Raw genomic sequence first — 18409 nt, 5'->3', positions numbered from 1 at the left:
ACTCGGCAATCGCGCGTCCCAAGACACCCGCCTGCGGCAATGTCCGGTGAGCGATGCAATTCGGTGCAGTTAATTTTGGTGAAGTAGGGGCTGTCTGGGATGGGAAGTATCATTCCTCCGAGGTGTTTCTCTTGACAGCGCAGTGGTAAACTGGGAGCCAACCACAGGGTGTACTTTCCATTGGGTGCTGAGGCGCCCGAGTTTGGCCGAGCCGTGCTCGATGACCTGCGGGAGCCGCTCGAGTCGGGCACCATCACCATCTCCCGCGCACGAGTTCACACGGTGCTGCCCGCGAAGCTGCAGTTGGTGCTTGCGTCAAACCCCTGCCCCTGCGGCAACGCCGGCGCCCCCGAGACCGCGCTCGACTGCACCTGCAGCCCGCACACAAGGGTGCGCTACCGGAGCAGGCTCTCCGGCCCGCTCACCGACCGCATCGACCTGCGGGTCACCGTGCACCGCGTGAGGAGCGTGCTGCAGCACGCCGCCGCCGCGCCCCGCACCAGCGTCGAGCTACGCGGCCTGGTCGAGCGTGCGCGGCTTCGGGCGAGGGAGCGCCTCGCCCAGACCCCGTGGGAGCTCAACAGCGAGGTTCCCGGGGAGTGGCTCCGGGGCGAGACCGGCCGGCTTCCCGCGCAGGCCACGGCGACCATCGACCGCGCCCTCGCCCACGGGGCTCTCACGGTGCGCGGGTACGACCGGTTGCTCAGGGTCGCTTGGACAATCGCTGATCTTGCAGAAATCCACCAGCCAGGGCGCGCAGAGATCGCCAGGGCGCTGATGTTGAGAGGAGCACCCGCATGAACACCCACCCAACCGGTGACAACGAGGTCGTTGCCCCCGAGTCGCAGCACCCCGCCCCAGCCGAGGGCGGCATCCACGTCGACGACGAGCTCCGCAGGCTCCTCGTGCGGCTCTGCGGCGAGCGCGAGCTCACCGCGGCCGACCTTGAGAGCGCGCTCGCCCGCGCCGTCTGGTCTCGGCTGTCAGAGCCGGGTGACGCGGTGGCCGGGCTGATCGTTGCCAGGCTCGGGCCGTTCGCGGCGCTGAAGCTGCTCGAGCTCCCCCACGCAGCCCGCAAGCTCGCCCAGGCGCTGCAGGCCGCTGGGAACGACACCCCGGTGTCGGTTCGCAAACTCGGCGAGGGGGTCAAGCGCTGGCTCCCGCGCCTCGATCGCACGGCGACGGTGAAAGACTTGATGACTGCCGTGCGCACGGGCATGTCGTTGCTCACGAGGGAGTCGCCGAACTGGCCGGAGCGCCTCGACCTGCTCGGAGACCACGCCCCGCTCGCGCTCTGGGTGCGGGGCAGCGAGTCGCTGCTCAGCGGCACGGACGCCGAGCCGCAGCCGCAGCCCCCGGTGACCGGCTCCCTCGCCGTGATCGGGGCGCGCGCGTGCAGCGGCTACGGGGCCCACGTCACGGCCGAGCTCACGGGCATCGCCTGCGCCGCGGGCGTCACAATTGTCTCGGGCGCCGCGTACGGCATCGATGCCGCCGCGCACCGCACCGCCCTCGCGACCGGCTCCCGCACCATTGCCGTGCTCGCGGGCGGCGTCGATCGCCCCTACCCCATCGCCCACACCGACATGCTCAAGCGCGCCGCCGAGCGCGGCAGCGTGTGCTCGGAGATGGTTCCAGGGTCGTCGCCGACGCGCTGGCGTTTTCTGCAGCGCAATCGCATCATCGCGGCGCTGTCTGACGCGGTGCTCGTCACCGAGGCCGGCGTTCGCTCAGGCACGCTGAACACTGCCGGGCATGCCGCCGAGCTCGGCCGGCGCCTGGGAGCGGTGCCGGGGTCGGTGACGTCGGCCTCCTCGGCGGGGTGTCACCGCCTTATCCGAGAGTACGGCGCGACACTCATTGGCAGCGGCCCCGACGTGCTCGAGCTCGTTGGGGTTGACCCGGTCGCCGGCATGTTCGACACCGACGAGCGCGACCCGAGCGATGTCGAGCGCCCAACCTCGCTGCACCTGCGCCTCATGGATTCGCTGCCGCTGCGCGGAACGCGTTCGCTCGAAGACGCGGCCACCCACGCAGGAGTCACCCTCACGGAGGCGCAGCACTCGCTCGCTGAGCTCGAACTGCTCGGCCACGTGACCCGCGTCGAGCTGAGCGACACGGGCTTCACGGAGTGGCGGCTGATTCGGCGCGCGTAGGTGCCGCGGTGCCGCGATGCCGCGATGCCGCGATGCCGCGGTGCCGCGATGCCGCGATGCCGCGATGCCGCGGTGCCGCGGTGCCGCGGTGCCGCGCGATTGTTCTCGGCACCGCGCGCATTCCAGCGCCATCGGCGACAATAGGAGCATGACTCTCAGCGAGGCGGTAGCGGCGTTTCTCGATGCGGCGCGCCTGGAATACGGGTACTCGGAGCACACGATTCGCTCGTACCGGCGCGATCTGCTCGGGTTCACGGAATACGCCGAGGCACAGGGCGTGCGCGGGCTCGACGGCATCGAGCTCGAGCTCATGCGCGGCTGGTTGTTCGAGCGGCAGCAGCGGGGGCTCGCCCCAGCGACGATCGCCCGGAATGTCGCGACGCTGAAGTCGTTCGGCTCCTGGCTCGAATCGCGCAGCCTCGTGCCCGGCAACCCCGCCTCGCGGCTGCGCACCCCGCGCACCCCGAAGAGCCTGCCGCGCGTGCTCACGCAGGAGCAGATGTCGCGGGTGCTCGACCGGGCAGCGGAGCGCGCGGCAACGGGCGACCCCGCACAGATTCGCGATCACGCTGTGCTCGAGCTGCTGTACTCGTCTGCGCTGCGCGTCTCGGAGCTCACCTCGCTGCAGCTCACGGGCTTCGACCGCCGCGAGCGCAGCGTGCGCGTACTCGGCAAGGGCAACAAAGAGCGGGTCGTGCCCCTCGGCGCACCGGCCGCGCGTGCGCTCGAGCGCTACCTCGCCGAGGCGCGCCCTGCGCTGCTCGCACGCGCCGCCGATACCGCCGCCAACACCGCGACCGCTGCCGGGAAGACGAGTGCTGGCGCTCCGGTCAGCCCAGCGCCCGCCCCGCCGACGACAGCACTGTTTATCGCGAACACCCGAGGCCAGGCAATGAACGGTGGCGCGGTGTATCGCCTCGTGTCTCGCGAGCTCGAGCGGGAGCCAGGCGGCGGGCCGAGTGGCCCACACACGTTCAGGCACACCGCGGCGACGCACCTGCTCGACGGCGGGGCAGATCTGCGCGTGGTGCAAGAGATGCTCGGCCACGCGAGCCTGTCGAGCACGCAGGTGTACACCCACGTCTCGATGGAGCGCCTCGCCGCGACCTACCGGCAGGCCCACCCGCGGGCCTAGGCCCCTCACCAGGGCAGCAGCACCGGGCGATCGTAGAAGTAGCGCAGCGGGTTCACGTAGGCGTCGTCGACGCGCACCCCCAGATGCAGGCACTCCGCGAGGCAGTGCCCTCCCTCAGCGAGCACCCCGATCGCCTGCCCGCGCTCGACCGCGTCGCCCTCGGCAAGGCCCGACTCGGCCTGTTCGAGCGGTTCGAACGAGACGACGGTGCGCGCGTCGACGCGAATCGAGAGCACGTGCCGATCAGCTACCGGCCCAACGAAGCTCACGACCCCTGAGACCGGCGCGAGCGCCCTGCCCCCCGGCGACGCGGGGAGGTCGATGCCGCGATGCCCCGGAGCATATGGCGACGGTGGGGGCCGGTACGGCCCCGATACGCTCAGCGGCGGGCCGAGCGGCGGCAGCCATGCCCCGCGCCGGGCTGGCGCGGCAGCGCCAGCGAGTGCGGCAACGGGGGCGGCAGCGAGTGCGCCAGCGGGCACAGCAGCGCTGAGCGTGTCGGGCACAGCGGCAGGCACAGCGGCAGGCGCAGCACCGGGCGCAGCGGTCGGCACCGCCGCGTGCACGGCAGCGGCAAGGCCAACAAGGGCGAGGGAGATACGCGCCGCGCCAGACCGAGAGGCAGCCGCGAGGGCATCGGTCACGGGCGCAGCGATTTTGGGGCGCGAAAACCTGGAACGTGGGAACATGCACCCAGTGTGCGGCGCAGTGCGCCAGCGGGCGCCCCGGGGTCAGCGAGCGTGGGCAGTGCGGCGCACCCGCTCCCCCAAGCACGCCTGGGGAGAACGACTACTCGTCGATCGACAGCTCCTGCGGCAGCTTGAACTCGCGGGCCGACAGCTCCTCGACGTTCACGTCCTTGAACGTGAGCACGCGCACCGACTTCACGAACCTGTCGGAGCGGTAGACATCCCACACCCACACGTCGCTCATCGTGAGCTCGAAGTAGAAGTCGTTCCCCGCATCATTGCGCTTCAGATCTACCTCGTTGGCGAGGTAGAACCGGCGCTCGGTCTCGACTACGTAGCGAAACTGGCTCGCGATATCGCGGTATTCGCGAAACAGCGCCAGCTCGGCTTCGCGTTCGTAATCCTCAAGATCGTCCTCATTCATCACCCACCATCCTATGCCGCTTCGCCGACACGCGGGCACCACCATCTCCAGCTTGACTCATTCGAACATATGTTCGAATATGGTCGCATGAGTTCCGCGGTCTCGCTCCCAGATCTGCGGCAGCGCATCAGCGAGATGCAGCCGCTGCGCATCGACGAGCGTGCCCTGCCCACAGCCCCGGGGCTCGGGGCGCTGCTGCCCGGCGGCGCGGTGCGCGCCGGGGCGGCGTATTCGGTGCGTGGGTCGTGGCAGCTCGCGCTCTCGTTTCTCGCCGAGGCCTCCCAGGGCGGCGCGTGGTGCGGCGTGCTCGGCTGCCCGGCGTTCGGCGCCGAGGCGGCGGTCGCGCTCGGCATCGCACTCGACCGCTGCGTGCTCATCCCGGCACCGGGCAAGCACGCCCTCACGCTCGCCGGCACGCTGAGCGAGACGCTGTCGGTTGTCGTCGCCCGCTTCGATGCCAGGGTCTCCCCCGCAGACATCGAACGGCTCTCGGCCAGGCTGCGCGAGCACGGCTCGGCGCTCGTGGTTGTCGGAGATTGGGCGCGCAGCGAGTCGCGGCTCACGGTGACCTCATCGCGCTGGGTGGGGCTCGGGGAGGGCCACGGCGCGCTCGCGACGCGGGAGCTCACCGTGCAGTCGGAAGATCGCCGCGGCGCGAAGCACCACTCGGTGCGATTCGAGCGCGGTGGGCTCTCGGCCACGAGCCGCCAGGCACCCGCGGCGCGCGCCCTGAGGGCGGTGTGACGTGCCTCCCGAACGCGTGATCGTGCTGCACTTCACCGAGTGGGGCCGCGACGACGAGCCAGAGGCCCCGAGCGATTTCGCCCCGGTGTTTGCGAGGCTCACCGAGCTCGTGCCAGCTACCGAGGAGCTTCGCCCCGGCCTCGTCGCGATGCGGGCGCGCGGCCCGGCGCGCTACTACGGCGGCGAGCCCGAGGTTGCGCGGGCGCTGCTCGAGTTCGCGCGCTCGGAGGCGCTCGGCGCGGCGCGGGTCGGCATCGCCGACGGCCGGTTCGCCGCTGAGCAGGCGGCGACCGCGGAGCCGGCGCCAGCCGACGGCGTGCGGGTCGTCGCAGTCGGCGGATCCGCGGGGTTTCTCAGCGATCTCCCCGTCACGTGCGCCACCGACGAGAAGCTCGGGGCGCTGCTGCCAGGGCTCGGCATCTACACGCTCGGCGCGTTCGCGGCGCTGCCCGAGGATGCGGTGCGCGCACGCTTCGGCCCCGGCGGCGTGCTCGCGCACCGGCACGCGCGCGGGGAAGACGGCGAACGCGGCGAGCCGGTGCGCCCGCAGCTGGCCGCGAAAGACTTTGCGGTAGGCATCGAGTTCGAGCCGCCGCTTTCGGGCACCGAGCAGCTGTCGTTCGCCTGCAGCACGCTCGTCGAGGGGTTCATCGGCGCGCTCACCGCCGAGCGGCTCGTGTGCACGTCGCTGCGGGTCACCCTCACCGACGATCTCGGCATTCGCCACGAGCGAGACTGGGCGCACCCGCGATTCTTCTCACCGCAGGATGCGCTCGCGCGGCTCCGGTGGCAGTCGGAGAGCCTCGTGGCGGGGTTCGCCGGCGGGGCGGGCGAGGAGCGAGCGGGGGCTGGCATTGCCGCGGTGCGGATCGCGCCGGTGCGCACCGACCGCACCGCTTCTCACGAGCCCGGGCTCTGGACGAGTGGGCCAGACGAGCGCGTGCACCACCACCTGAGCCGCGCGCAGGGGCTGCTCGGCCCGGCCGGGGTCGGCACGCTCACCCTCGACGGCGGCAGGCTGCTGCACGAACGCCAGCGCTTCACGCACTGGGGCTCGGCCCCGAGGCGCAGCCGCGCGACGGGGCCGTGGCCCGGAGCGCTCGCCACCCCGCAGCCGACGCTCGTGTTCACCCCGCCGCTGCGCGCGCGGCTGCTGAATGCGCACGGCGACCCCGTCGAGATCGACGAGGCCGATCTGCTGGCGGCGCCACCGGTGACGCTCAGGGTTGAGGGGCACACAGCCACCGGCAGCGTGCGCGGCTGGTCAAAGCCATGGCCTATTCGCGAGCAGTGGTGGGCGGGCCGGCCCGAGCGGTTCCGCGTGCAGGTTGAGCTCGACACGGGCGACGGCTGGCTGCTGCTCGCCCGCGTGCGCGAGGCCGCAGCAAGCGCGCACGCCACGAGCTGGTACGCGGAGGGCCGCTATGACTGAGCTGGCACCCGCCCCGGGGCCCACCGGGTACGCCGAGCTGCACGCGCACTCGCACTACAGCTTTCTCGACGGCGCCTCCTCCCCCGAACGGCTCGTCTCCGAGGCGCGCGCGCTCGGGCTCGCGGGCCTCGCCCTCACCGACCACGACGGGTTCTACGGCGCGCCAAGGTTTGCCGAGGCCGCGCTATCTGCGCCCGATTTCCTCACGGTCTACGGCGCCGAGCTCACGCTCGGGCTCGACGCTCCGCAGCTCGGCGCCGCCGACCCGGCGGGCAGCCACCTGCTCGTGCTCGCCCGCGGCGCCGCAGGCTATCACCGGCTCGCCTCGGCGATCACCGAGGGGCAGCTCGCCGGCGGCGAGAAGGGTCGCCCGGTGTACGACCTCGAGGAGCTCGCGGCCCAGGCGGGCGACGACTGGGTCGTGCTCACCGGTTGCCGCAAGGGGGCCGTGCGGCGGGCGCTTGCGCACGGCGGCGCGGCGGCAGCCGGTGCCGAGCTCGACAGGCTACGCGCACTGTTCGGGGCCGACAGCGTGTACGTCGAGCTCACCCACCACGGCCACCCCGGCGACGACGAGCGAAACGCGCGCCTCGCAGAGCTCGCAGCGACAGCCGGGCTCCCCACGGTCGCGACTGGGGCTGTGCACGCCGCCACCCGCCCCGAGACCCGCACCGCAGAGGCGATGTCGGCGATCCGCGCCCGCCGCAGCCTCGCCGAGCTCGACCCGCACCTGCCTGCCTCTGGCGCCGCGCACCTGCGCAGCCCCGAGGCGATGCTGCGCCACTTCGCCCTGCACCCGGGCGCCGTGGCCCGCACCGTGCCCCTCGCGCGCGAGCTCGCGTTCTCGCTCAGGGAGGCGACGCCGAGGCTGCCAAAGCTCGCGCTGCCCGAGGGGCACACCCAGATGAGCTGGCTGCGCGAGCTCGTCTGGCAGGGCTCCGCCGAGCGCTACGGCGCTGGTCGAGACGCGCTCGACGCGCCACGCCGGGAGCGCATCGAGCGCGAGCTCGACGTCATCGAGCAGCTCGACTTTCCCGGCTACTTCCTCATCGTGCACGACATCGTGCGCGAGGCGCGAGCCCGCGGTATTCTCTGCCAGGGCCGCGGATCCGCCGCGAACTCGGCTGTCTGCTACCTGCTCAAGGTCACCTCCGTCGACTCGATCTTCTACGGGCTGCCGTTCGAGCGCTTTCTGTCGAGCCTGCGCGAGGAGGAGCCCGACATCGACGTCGACTTCGATTCGGAGCGGCGCGAGGAGATGATTCAGTACGTCTACGAAAAGTACGGCAGGCGCAACGCGGCCCAGGTCGCGAACGTCATCACGTACCGGCCGAAGGCCGCCATCCGCGACGCCGCGAAGGCGCTCGGTTACAGCGTCGCCGAGCAGCGCGCGTGGACGAAGCAGCTCAGCCACCACGACCCGTTCCCGGGCGATATCGGCGGGCCGCAGGCGGCCGGCGAACCTGACGAGCCGAGTAACGCTCGCGCGCGAACGCGGCGGCAGCCGCCGGGCTCCCGCATCGCGGCAGCAGAAGCCGAACGCCGCTCCCCCTACGAGGCGATTCCCGAGCCGGTGCTGCGGCTCGCAAACGCGCTCAAGGGCGCACCGCGCCACCTCGGTATCCACTCGGGTGGCATGGTGCTCACCGAGCGCCCCGTCGGCGAGGTCTGCCCCATCGAGCACGCGCGCATGGAGAAGCGCACGGTGCTGCAGTGGGACAAAGACGACTGCGCGGCGATGCGGCTCGTGAAGTTCGACCTGCTGGGCCTCGGCATGCTCAGCGCGATCGATAAGACGCTGCGCATGGTTCAGGCCGCAACCGGCGAGGAGTGGACGTTCGACTCGATTCCGAAAGAGGAGGCGGGGGTGTACGACATGCTCTGCCGGGGCGACGCGATCGGGGTGTTTCAGGTCGAGAGCCGGGCCCAGCTGAACACGCTGCCACGGCTGCGCCCGAGGAGCTTCTACGACCTCGTCATCGAGATCGCGCTCATTAGGCCCGGCCCCATTCAGGGCGGCGCGGTGCACCCCTACCTGCGCAGGCGTGCGGGGAAGGAGGCGATCACGTACTCGCACCCGAGCCTCGAGCCCGTGCTCGCTCGCACCCTCGGAATTCCGCTGTTTCAGGAGCAGCTCATGCAGATCGCGACGACCGTCGGCGGGTGCACGGGCGAAGACGCCGACCTACTGCGGCGCTCGATGGGCTCCAAGCGCGGCAAGGAGCGAATGGACTCGCTGCGCGCGAAGATCTTCGCTGGCATGCGCGAGAACGGCATCGATGGCGAGCAGGCGGAGCTCGTCTACACGCAGCTCGAATCGTTCGCAGACTTCGGCTTCGCCGAGAGCCACTCGATCAGCTTCGCGCTCATCGTGTACGTGAGTTCGTGGCTGAAGCTGCACTACCCCGCCGTGTTTCTCGCCGGGCTGTTGCAGTCGCAGCCCATGGGGTTCTATTCGCCGCGCAGCCTGGCCGAAGACGCGAAGCGGCACGGCGTGCGGGTGCTGCCGCCAGACGTGCAATTTTCGGCGGTGCACGCGGGGGTCGAGGCTGGGGCAGGCGACGTGCCCGCGGCGGGCGGCGGATCCGCGACTGTCGCCGGTTCCTCGGTCGCCGGCGTGCCCGCGACTGTCGGAGCCGCTCCCCCAACGCCCCAGCCGACCGGGCTGCCCGAGTGCGCCTCCGGAGATCACCCGCCGGTTGGCCCGTTCGACGAGCACGCACCAGACACGAGCGGCAAGCACCGCCGCGACGGCAGATTCGCGGTGCGGCTCGGGCTCGCCGAGGTGCGCGGCATCGGCTCGAGGGTCGCCGAGCGTGTCGTCGCGGCCCGCGCCTCCGGCCCGTTCTCAGACCTCGCAGATCTCGCCAGGCGCGCCGATCTCGACCGCGAGCAGCTCGAGGCGCTCGCGTCTTCCGGTGCCTGCGCGGGGCTCGGCCTGACGCGCCGCGACGCGCTCTGGGGCGCGGGGCCAGCCTCCGAGAATCGCGATCGGTTTCTGCCGGGCATCGCCGTGCACGTGCAGCCGCCGCTCCTGCCCGTCTTGTCAGACGCCGAGCAGACCTCGCTCGATTTGTGGACGACGGGGGTCGCCACGGGCACGCACCCGCTCGCACTGCTGCGCGAGCCGCTCGACGCCAGGCGCGTGCTGCGCTCGGACCTCGCGCGCGCCTCACCAAACGGCAGCACCGTCGCCGTCGCGGGGCTCGTCACGCACCGGCAGCGGCCCGGAACCGCGGCGGGGGTCACCTTTCTCACGCTCGAAGACGAACGCGGCACCGTGAACATCGTCGTGTGGGCGAAGGTGTGGCAGGAGCACCGGTTCGTCGCCCAGTCGTCGCCAGCGCTCATCGTGCGCGGCGTCGCCGACCGCTCCCCCGAGGGGGTGTTCAACGTCATTGCGCACGGCTTCGAGCCCCTGCCGGCGCCGCAGGCCGTCGCGTCGCGCGACTTCCGGTAGGCCCGGCGCCGGGGCGCGCCTGGCCGGCTCGGCGCCCGGCCCGGGGCAGCGCGCTGCCGGGCACCGCGGGCCCGGCAGCGCCGGAGCGAGCCGGCGCCCCGGCGCCGCGGCGCCGCGGTGGGCCTACGCGCTGCGGCGGCGAATGCGAATGTGGCGCTGCTGCATCATGCCCTGCAGCCCCTCGGGGCCGAGCTCGCGCCCGAAGCCCGACATCTTCCAGCCGCCAAACGGCGCCTGCAGCTCCGACACATCGTTGATGTTCACGCCGACACCGCCCGCGTGCAGCCCCTCGGCGACGCCCCAGGCGCGGTCGAGGTCGTCGCCGTAGACATACGCTGCGAGGCCGTAGTCGCCGCGGTTCGCGAGATCCACCACACTGTCGTTCGCCCCGAACCGGTGCATCGCGACGAGGGGGCCGAAGCTCTCCTCGCGCATCACCAGCGCGTCGATCGACACGTGGTCGAGCACCGTCGGCTCGAAGAACATCGACCCGTCGAGGCCGTCACGCACGGCGGCGTGCTTGCCGCCTGCGCCGAGCGTGGCGCCCCCGGCCACAGCCTCGTCGATGTGCCGCCGCGTCTTCTCGATGACCGCCGAAGTGGTCACCGGGCCGCCGGTGATGCCGGCCTCGACGCCGTGGCCGAGCGTGATCGCGCGCGCCTCGGCGGCGACCGCCTCGGCAAACTCGTCGGCGATCGTGTCGGCGACGAAGATGCGGTTCACGGCGATGCAGATCTGGCCGGCGTTCGAGAACGACCGGCGCGCTGCGGCCGCTGCCGCCTCGGCGACGTCGGCGTCGTCGAGCACGATGAACGGCGAGTGCCCGCCGAGCTCGAGCGTGACGCGCTTCATCGTGCCAGCCGCCGAGCGCATGATCGCCTGGCCCGTCGCGGTCGACGCGGTCGCGGTGATCGCGGCCACGTCGGGGTGCTCCGACAGCCTGGAGCCTGCCTCGAAGGCGCCGGGCAGGTCAGAGAGCACGCCCTCGGGCAGCCCCGCGTCGATGAAGCACTGCACGAACGCGGCGATCGCGAGCGGCGCCTCAACGGGCGGCTTCACCACGACCGAGTTGCCAGCGGCGAGCGCCGGCCCGATCTTCCAGGCGTAGAGGTCCACGGGGTAGTTCCAGGGCACGATCGCGGCGACGACCCCGAGCGGCTCCCAGGTGACGAGCGAGCGAATATCCTTGCGCACGGTCGGGCGTATCGAGCCCCACACGCGCCGGCCCTGCTCGGCGTAGTAGCGAATCACCTGCGCGCCAAAGGAGATCTCCTTCACACTGTCGGGGATCGGCTTGCCCTGCTCGCGGGTGAGCAGCTCGGCCATCTCAGGGGTGCGCTCGTCGACGAGCTGAGCCGCGCGCAGCAGAATCTGCGCGCGCTCGTCTGCCGTGAGCAGGTTCCAGCGCATGAAGCCTGCCTGCGCCGCTGCGACGGCGCGGTCGACGTCGGCGGCATTCGCCACCGCGCTCGTACCGACGAGCTCGCCGGTCGCGGGGTCGCGCACCTCGATGGTGTCACCGCTGAGCGACGGCACCCACTCGCCCCCAATGCAGAGGGCGCGGTTTGTGCCGGTCATGGTTACAGCACCTCCGGCGCCGAGAAGTCGCGCGAGCGCAGCCGGCGCCACAGCTCGGCGTAGTTGCGGTCGTTCTGCTGGTGCGCGAGCTTCGTGCGGTTCGAGTTCGTGTTCACCATGATCATCGGCGTCTCACCGCGGGCGACGAGGGCCGCCGAGGTCGAGGCGTTGATCGCGTGGCCGACTGCGACAGCGATCGAGGTCGAGGTCGGGCCGACGGGAAACTCGAGGCCGTCGATGTACTGCGACGCATCCTCAAGCGGAATGCCCGTGTCGATGACGACGTCGGCGATCTCGTAGAGTCGCTTGCCGCTCGAGTGGCGGCTTTCGACCTGCGAGGAGTGCGGCACCGAGGTCACCGCGATCACCTTCAGGCCGCGCTCCTTGAACTCGACTGCCATGTCGAGAATCACGGCGTTGATGCCGGAGTGCGAGAACAAGATGAGCGAGTCGCCCTCCTTGATCTGGTGGGAGCGCAGGATCGCCTTGCCGTAGCCCTCGCGGGTGTGCAGGAAGCGGTATTGCGCGGTTCCCTGGTCGCCGATGACGTGGTGCATGAGGGCGATCGAGCTCTCGACGATCGGGCGGAAGCCTGTCACGCCGCCGGTGCGGGGAAACATCTCGAGGGCGGCGAAGCCGCCGTGGCCGGTGCCGAAGGTGAAGACGAGGCCGTCGTTCTGAATCGAGTCGGCGCAGATCTCGGCCGCCTGGCGAATCGCGTCGTCTTGCGAGTCGCGCACGCCGGCGAGCTTCGCGATGACGTCGTCAAAGTATCCGCTTGCAATGCTCATGGGTTTTCCTTCTTTCGTGTGTGGTGTTGACGGGGTCGGGCGGCTCCGCCCGACCCCAAGCTGTTCGGGGCTGTTCGCAGCTGTTACGAGACGAGCGTCTCGAGGCCCGCGCGCAGCAGGTCGAGCTCGGCCTGGCGCCGGTCTTCGCCGTCGAGCTTCGCGAAATCGTCGCCCGAGACGCTCGCGAGGCAGAGCGAGGCTGCCGCGATGCCGCGGGCCCGCGCCACGATGAACACGGCGCTCGATTCCATATCGGTCGCGACGATGTGCTGGGCGCGGCGGCGCGCCATGAGCTCGGCCTGCCCGACAGGGTTATCGCGACGCATGAGATCGGTGTAGAAGCCGTCGGCGCTCTCGTAGATGCCCGTCACGACGGGGCGGCCGGTCGCCGCGGCAGCTGCCTCGGCCTTCGCGGTGAGCGCGAAGTCGGGCACGGCCGGGTACTCGGCGGGCAGGTAGCCGTTCGAGGTGCCCTCGCCGCGGGTCGCGCCGTGCGCGACGACGAGCGCACCGAGCTCGGTGTCGCCCGCGGTCATCACCGTGCCGAGCCGGAGCACCCGCTTCACGCCGATGTAGGAGAGCTCCTCGACCACCACGGCGGCGATGGGGGCGCCCATGCCGAACGCGCTGATCGTGATGCGCCGGCCGCGGTAGGTGCCGGTAGCGGTTGTCAGGCCGCGGTCTTCGTTGAGCAGCTCGGCGTCTTCGAGCAGCTCGGTCGCGAGGAGTACCCGGCCACGGTCGCCCACGATGATGGCGTCTTCGCCGACCTGGTCGGGCGTGCAGTGGATGTACCAGGCTTCTCTTGTTGCAGTCATTGTTTCCTCTTCGTGTTGTGGTCAGTGTCGCTCGCGTCGCCTGGCGCTCAGGCGCGGGCGGCGAGCATGCGCGCGGTTGCCGCCGCGGCCTCGGAGATGTGGGCGAGCAGTGTTGCAGTGTCGCGCTCCCCCTGCCCCGCGATGAGCGCGGCGAGGGTGCCCGAGAAGGTGTCGCCGGCGCCCGTCGTGTCGACGCCGCGCACGGGCTCCGCCCCGACTTCTCCGACGGTCTCGAGGGCAGCGCCACCGGTGACGCGGCGCAGCTCGGAGCCCGCGGCTCCGCGGGTGACGACGATGTGCGTGCCCGGCCGGGCGTTCGCGGCGATCGTGGCGAGATAGCCGCTCTCGCCCTCGCTGAGCGTGACGATGTCGGCGCGCCCAGCCAGCCTCGTCGCGAGGTCTGCCGGCAGCGAATCGGGGTCTTGTTTCAGCACCCAGAACACCGTGCACTCGGCGCTGATCGCGTCGAGCAGCTCGCGCGTCGCCCGCTCGGGCCCGATCGTCACGACGACCGTGGTGGCGCCGGCGAGCAGCTCGCGCTGCGCAGCGCTGAGCCCCTCGGTGTGGCAGTCGCCCGGGTCGAACAGGCAGATCGTGCCGTCGCCCTCTGGGTAGAGCAGATACGCGTTCGGGCTGCGCGAGCCGAGCACGGCGATGCCCGTGGTCGCCGCGTTGCCAGCTGCGACCGCGTCGATCCACCCCGCTCCTGCTGCGTCTTCGCCGACCCACGAAAGCGCCGCGACGCGCAGTGCGCCTGCGGAGTCACCGGCAGCCGCTCCCGCCGCGGCCCCGCCAGCCGAGACGCTGCCCGCCGCGCGCGTGACGTGGGCGATGCCGCCGTAGCGCGGCCACTCGTCTGCGCGGCCGCGGATCTGGGTCGTCGCGTCGACGCCCTGGAACGGGGCGAGCTGGAGGGCGAAGTCGACGCTCGCGTAGCCGCTCACGACGAGCAGCGCCTCACCGCTGCTCACAGCAGCTCCAGCGCATCGGCAAGGCTCACGACGCTGCCGAAGTAGCGCTCGATGTCTTCGAGGCTCGCCGCGGCGAGGTGCGGGCGGTTTGAGTTCGTCGCCTCGCGCGGCACGACGACCTCGAAGCCGCCAGCGAAGGCGTCTTGCACCGTCGCGCGAATGCACACGTTCGTTTTCACCCCGGCGACGATGACGCGCCCGATGCCCTGCTCGCGCAGCACGAGATCGAGGTCGGTCGCGTAGAACCCCGAGTAGCGGCGCTTGGGCACCACGATCTCGTTCGCGCGCTCGACCGGCTCAAACCCCGGGAAGTAGTCTGCGTCGTGCTCGCCGCTCTGGTGGTGCCGGGGCAGCTTCGCGAACTCGAAGTCTTCGAGGCCACGGTAGTGCCGCTCGACCGAGTGCACGAGCAGCGCGTCGCGCTCGCGTGCGGTGTCGCGCAGCGCGGCGAGCGCGGGCAGCGTCGCGGCCACCTCGGGGTAATAGTTGGGTTGCCCCGCCTCGTAGAACGAGTTGATCACGTCGACGAGCAGCAGCGCCGTCTTGGGTGAGGAGGTAGTCATGAGTGATTCCTATCGAGGGTTCTGTCGGGGTCACACGGCGACGCGGCTGCGGCGACGGAGGGTCGTGTAGCCGGTCCAGGCGAGCACCGCGACGACTGCGACATACGGCAGCGTCTGAATGAGTTCGGTGGGGAACACGCTGTTCGTCTGCATGCGAATCTGCAGCGCGTCGAAGAACGAGAACAGGAGGCAGGCGAGCGCCGTCGGCAGCGGGCGCGAGCGCCCGAAGTAGAACGCCGCCAGGGCGACGAACCCGCGCCCCGCGATCATGTTCTCGTTGAACAGGCCGCTCACGCCGAGCGCGAGGGCGACGCCGCCGAGGCCGGCAAGGAGGCCGGCGAGCGACCCCGCGACGTCGCGCACCGCGAGGGTGCGCACCCCGAGCGAGGCCGTCGCGAAGTCGTTTGCCCCGGTCGCACGCGTGCGAATGCCCCAGCGGGTGTTCGAGAACACCCACGCGAGGAGCGGCACGAGCGCGACGGCGAGCCAGAACAGAACGTCTTTGCCGCTGAGCACCGCGCCGAGCACGGGCACGTCGGAGACTCCAGGGATCGTGAGCTTCGGAATGCGTGGCTGCTCGGGGAACCTGAGCGTGCCAGACACCCCGTAGTTGCTGCGCAGAATAAAGCCGACGACGCCGAGCACGAGAATGTTGAAGCCCAGCCCGACGATGATCTCGTTTGCAGCCAGCCTCGTGATCACGAGGCTCATAATGAGGCCGGCAACGGCGCCTGCGGCGCCGCCGACGAGCACGCCGACGACCCAGCTGCCGGTCGCTGCGCTCGAGATGATGCCAGCGAACGCGCCGACGAGCATCTGGCCCTCGAGGCCGATGTTCACCACGCCCGCGCGGCGGTGGATCGCGCCGCCGAGGGCGGCGAGCACGATCGGCACTGCGAGCAGCAGCGTCGAGTTGATGATGCTGTCGATCATGCTGCGACCTCCGTGTTCTTCTCTGCCCTGCGCCGCTTGAGCAGCCGCGGCACGGCGAACTGGGCGACGGCGAGCAGCATGACGGTGCCCTGCAGAATGCTGATGAGCTGAATAGGGATGTTGACGAACAGCTGAACCGTTGCGCCGGCGGCCGCGAGGGCGCCAAAGGCGACGGCCCCGATGATCACCCCGACGGGGTTGAAGCGCGCCAGCAGGGCAATCGCGATGCCCGTGAAGCCGAAGCTCGCGGAGAACCCGACCGAGAAGCGATGCACGACGCCGAGCGTGTGCACCGCGCCGCCGAGGCCGCCGATCGCGCCGGAGATGAGCATCGCGCTCATGAGCACCGTGCGCACCCTGAGCCCCTGCGCGAGCGAGAACCGCGGCGCCTTGCCGACGGCGTCGAACTCGAAGCCGAGCTTGGTGCGCTTGATCCAGAAGCCGTAGAACACGATGAGCACGACCGCGATCACGAAGCCGGCGTTGAGCTGGCCAGGGGGCGCGAGCGCCGGGAGCTCGGCTGCGGGGGCGACGTACTCCGTCGCAGAGTTCGCCTGCCCGGGAGCGAGAAAGAAGCTCTGCACCAGCCAGGCCGTCACCCCGGTGACAATGAAGTTGAACATGAGCGTCGACACAACCTCGTCGACGCCGAGCCAGGTGCGCAAGAGCGCGGGAATCAGCGCGACGAGCACACCGGCGATCATGCCTGCGAGCAGGCATGCGGTGACCGCGAGCACGGGCGACAGCCCGCCGACGTTCACACCGACGACCGCGGCGGCGAGCCCGGCGAAGCCGAAGCTGCCCTCGACGCCGACGTTGAAGACTCCGCCGCGAAACGCGATCGCCGCGGCGAGGCCGGTGAACAGCAGCGGCGTTGCCGCCGTGAGCGTCGCGTTCAACCGCGCAGCGTCGCCGAATGCCTCCTGGGCGAGCATGCCGTAGATCTCGAGCGGGTTCGCCCCGCCGAACAGGAGCGCGACCGCGCCGACGAGCAGCGCGATGACCACGGGAACCGCGATGCGCCAGGCCGACTCCCCCGCGGCGCTCCATGAAAAGCCGCGCCGCACCGGCGTCGGCACGTAGCTCGTGTGTGCGCCAGTGTCTGGCGTCTGTTGCTCCGTCACGCTGTCTCCGATTCCGCTGACTGGCCGGCCGATTCGCCCGCGTGCGCCATTCCCAACATCAATTTGCCGAGCACCACCCTGTCGGCGTCGCGCCCGAGCTCTCCGACGATCTGCCCCTGGTGCAGCACGAGAATGCGATCGGCGAGCGCCTGAATTTCGTCGAGCTCCTCGCTGAAGAGCACGACAGCGCTCCCCGCGTCGCGGGCCGCAAGCAGCTGCTGGTGAATAAACGCGATGCCGCGAATGTCGACGCCGCGCGTTGGCTGACTGGCGACGAGCACCTCAGGGCGCTCCCGCAGCTCGCGCGCGATGACCACGCGCTGCTGGTTGCCACCCGACAGACTCGCAATCGGATCCTTCTCTGACCCGTAGCGCACCGCGCCTGTCGTGAGCACCGAGCTCACCGCCTCGCGCACGCGCGCCGGCACGAACCAGCCAGCGCGGGTGAGCGCACCGAGCGCCGGCCCCGCGATCGCGTTCACCGCGATCGACAGGTCGAGGGCGAGCCCCTCGTGCTTGCGGTCTGCGCTCACGTAGCCGAACCCGGCGCGGCGGCGCACGCGAGCCGAGACGCGCGTGAGTTTCGCGCCGCGCAGCGACACCGAGCCGCGGCTCGGCCTGCGCAGGCCGATGAGCGTCTCGGCCAGCTCATCCTGTCCGTTCCCAGAGACCGCCGCGATGCCGACGATCTCGCCCGCGCGAACCGCGAAGTCAACGCCGGCGAGCCGCTCGGTGCCGCGATCATCGCTCGCCGCGAGGCCGCGGCACTCGAGCACAATCTCGCCGGGGCTGCCGGCAGTGACGGTCGCGTCTGGCTGCGCTGCCCCGCCCATGATGAGCTGGGCGAGGCCCTCAGTGGTGGCCTCGGCCCGCGGCATCGGCGGCTCGGTCTCGCCCGAGCGCAGCACGGTGATCGCGTCGGCGACCCGCATCACCTCGCCGAGCTTGTGGCTGATAAAGATCACGGTCTTGCCGTCATCGACAAGGCGGCGCAGCAGGTCGAGCAGCTGTGTCGCCTGCGCCGGAGCGAGCACCGCCGTTGGCTCGTCGAGAATCAACAGGTCTGCCCCGCGCCCGATCAGGCGCAAAATCTCGACCTGCTGCTGAATCGCGATGGGCGCGTGCGCGGCCTGCACCTCCCAGTCGATCTCGGTGCCGACCGACTCCGCGAGCACCGCGGCCTCGCGCCGCGCCCGCTTCCAGTCGATCCGGCCGCCTGCGATCGGCTCGTTCCCGAGCACGAGGTTCTCGAGCAGCGACAGCTCGGGCACGATCGCCAGCTCCTGCTGCACGAGCCCGATGCCGCGCTTGATCGCGTCGCGGGCGCTCGTCAGCCGCACCGGCTCGCCGTCAATGAAGATCTGCCCCTCGTCGGGCTGGTCGAGCCCGTAGAGCATCTTCATGAGCGTGCTCTTGCCCGCGCCGTTCTCGCCGATCACCGCGAGCACCTGGCCGCGGTACGCCGTCAGCGAGACGTCTCGGTTTGCTCGGACCGGGCCAAAAGATCTTGCGACCCTGCGCGCCTCGATCCGGGGAGGCGGCGCGGTGTGGCCGCCCGCCGCCCTGGTTTCGCTTTGCATCGATTCAGACT

16 protein-coding genes are annotated in these 18409 nt (G+C 71.0%); 6 read left to right on the top strand and 10 right to left on the bottom strand.

Annotation, left to right across the window (positions count from 1 at the left end; all coding sequences use genetic code 11):
* Window positions 1–168 precede the first annotated feature (168 nt).
* The 3 genes from ABD115_RS04515 (at window position 169) to ABD115_RS04505 (ending at window position 3291) form a co-directional block, all read left to right on the top strand.
* Window positions 169–801, top strand: a complete 633-nt coding sequence (locus ABD115_RS04515) for an ATP-binding protein (protein ID WP_343958649.1) — start codon at window positions 169–171, stop codon at window positions 799–801.
* A complete protein-coding gene (gene dprA / locus ABD115_RS04510; protein ID WP_343958647.1) occupies window positions 798–2156 on the top strand; it encodes a DNA-processing protein DprA in 1359 nt (452 codons plus the stop codon). The genes ABD115_RS04515 and dprA overlap by 4 nt, the downstream gene beginning before the upstream one ends.
* Window positions 2157–2304: 148 nt before the next feature.
* Complete coding sequence (locus tag ABD115_RS04505; RefSeq protein ID WP_343958645.1) at window positions 2305–3291, top strand: tyrosine recombinase XerC; 987 nt, start codon at window positions 2305–2307, stop codon at window positions 3289–3291.
* 5 nt (window positions 3292–3296) lie between these two features.
* Here ABD115_RS04505 and ABD115_RS04500 read toward each other — a convergent pair whose 3' ends face one another.
* Together ABD115_RS04500 and ABD115_RS04495 are read right to left on the bottom strand one after the other, a co-directional pair.
* Window positions 3297–3935 carry a M23 family metallopeptidase gene (locus tag ABD115_RS04500; protein WP_343958644.1) on the bottom strand — a complete coding sequence of 213 codons (639 nt, stop codon included), beginning with the start codon at window positions 3933–3935 and terminating at the stop codon, window positions 3297–3299.
* A gap of 145 nt (window positions 3936–4080) precedes the next feature.
* On the bottom strand, window positions 4081–4404 hold the full coding sequence (locus tag ABD115_RS04495) for a DUF2469 domain-containing protein (protein ID WP_042542541.1): 324 nt from the start codon (window positions 4402–4404) through the stop codon (window positions 4081–4083).
* Window positions 4405–4491: 87 nt separating this feature from the next.
* Here ABD115_RS04495 and ABD115_RS04490 point away from each other — a divergent pair, with 87 nt between their 5' ends.
* Genes ABD115_RS04490 through dnaE form a run of 3 tightly spaced genes read left to right on the top strand, consistent with a single transcriptional unit; the run spans window position 4492 to window position 10040 of the window.
* Window positions 4492–5148 carry a hypothetical protein gene (locus tag ABD115_RS04490; protein ID WP_343958642.1) on the top strand — a complete coding sequence of 219 codons (657 nt, stop codon included), beginning with the start codon at window positions 4492–4494 and terminating at the stop codon, window positions 5146–5148.
* 1 nt (window position 5149) lies between these two features.
* Window positions 5150–6580 (top strand): DNA polymerase Y family protein, encoded by a 1431-nt coding sequence (locus tag ABD115_RS04485; RefSeq protein ID WP_343958640.1) that lies wholly within the window; start codon window positions 5150–5152, stop codon window positions 6578–6580.
* On the top strand, window positions 6573–10040 hold the full coding sequence (gene dnaE / locus ABD115_RS04480; protein ID WP_343958638.1) for a DNA polymerase III subunit alpha: 3468 nt from the start codon (window positions 6573–6575) through the stop codon (window positions 10038–10040). The genes ABD115_RS04485 and dnaE overlap by 8 nt, the downstream gene beginning before the upstream one ends.
* A 123-nt stretch (window positions 10041–10163) precedes the next feature.
* On the opposite strand, the gene ABD115_RS04475 is transcribed toward dnaE, so the two are convergent.
* The 8 genes from ABD115_RS04475 to ABD115_RS04440 all read right to left on the bottom strand — a co-directional run bounded on the left by ABD115_RS04475 (window position 10164) and on the right by ABD115_RS04440 (window position 18398).
* Window positions 10164–11618: an aldehyde dehydrogenase family protein gene (locus ABD115_RS04475; protein ID WP_343958636.1), complete on the bottom strand. Its 1455-nt coding sequence runs from the start codon at window positions 11616–11618 to the stop codon at window positions 10164–10166.
* A 2-nt stretch (window positions 11619–11620) separates the two neighbouring features.
* Complete coding sequence (locus ABD115_RS04470) at window positions 11621–12409, bottom strand: sugar isomerase domain-containing protein (protein WP_343958634.1); 789 nt, start codon at window positions 12407–12409, stop codon at window positions 11621–11623.
* Window positions 12410–12492: 83 nt separating this feature from the next.
* Window positions 12493–13227: a phosphorylase family protein gene (locus ABD115_RS04465; protein ID WP_343958632.1), complete on the bottom strand. Its 735-nt coding sequence runs from the start codon at window positions 13225–13227 to the stop codon at window positions 12493–12495.
* A gap of 47 nt (window positions 13228–13274) precedes the next feature.
* A complete protein-coding gene (locus ABD115_RS04460; RefSeq protein ID WP_343958630.1) occupies window positions 13275–14198 on the bottom strand; it encodes a PfkB family carbohydrate kinase in 924 nt (307 codons plus the stop codon).
* Entirely contained in the window at window positions 14195–14761 is a 567-nt protein-coding gene (locus ABD115_RS04455; protein WP_343958628.1) for a cysteine hydrolase family protein, read from the bottom strand. Before ABD115_RS04455 ends, ABD115_RS04460 begins: the two co-directional genes overlap by 4 nt.
* Window positions 14762–14791: 30 nt before the next feature.
* Window positions 14792–15694, bottom strand: coding sequence for an ABC transporter permease (locus ABD115_RS04450; RefSeq protein ID WP_343958626.1), 903 nt, complete (start codon window positions 15692–15694; stop codon window positions 14792–14794).
* Window positions 15691–16818 carry an ABC transporter permease gene (locus ABD115_RS04445; RefSeq protein WP_343958624.1) on the bottom strand — a complete coding sequence of 376 codons (1128 nt, stop codon included), beginning with the start codon at window positions 16816–16818 and terminating at the stop codon, window positions 15691–15693. Before ABD115_RS04445 ends, ABD115_RS04450 begins: the two co-directional genes overlap by 4 nt.
* The gene (locus ABD115_RS04440) at window positions 16815–18398 is read right to left on the bottom strand and encodes an ABC transporter ATP-binding protein (protein ID WP_343958622.1); all 1584 of its coding nucleotides are present in this window, start codon (window positions 18396–18398) and stop codon (window positions 16815–16817) included. Before ABD115_RS04440 ends, ABD115_RS04445 begins: the two co-directional genes overlap by 4 nt.
* Window positions 18399–18409 lie beyond the last annotated feature (11 nt).

This window comes from Leucobacter albus (assembly GCF_039528015.1).
Taxonomy (GTDB): domain Bacteria; phylum Actinomycetota; class Actinomycetes; order Actinomycetales; family Microbacteriaceae; genus Leucobacter; species Leucobacter albus.
The sequence above is the reverse complement of the archived record's forward strand: the minus strand, read 5'-3'. Positions and strand labels throughout refer to the sequence as shown.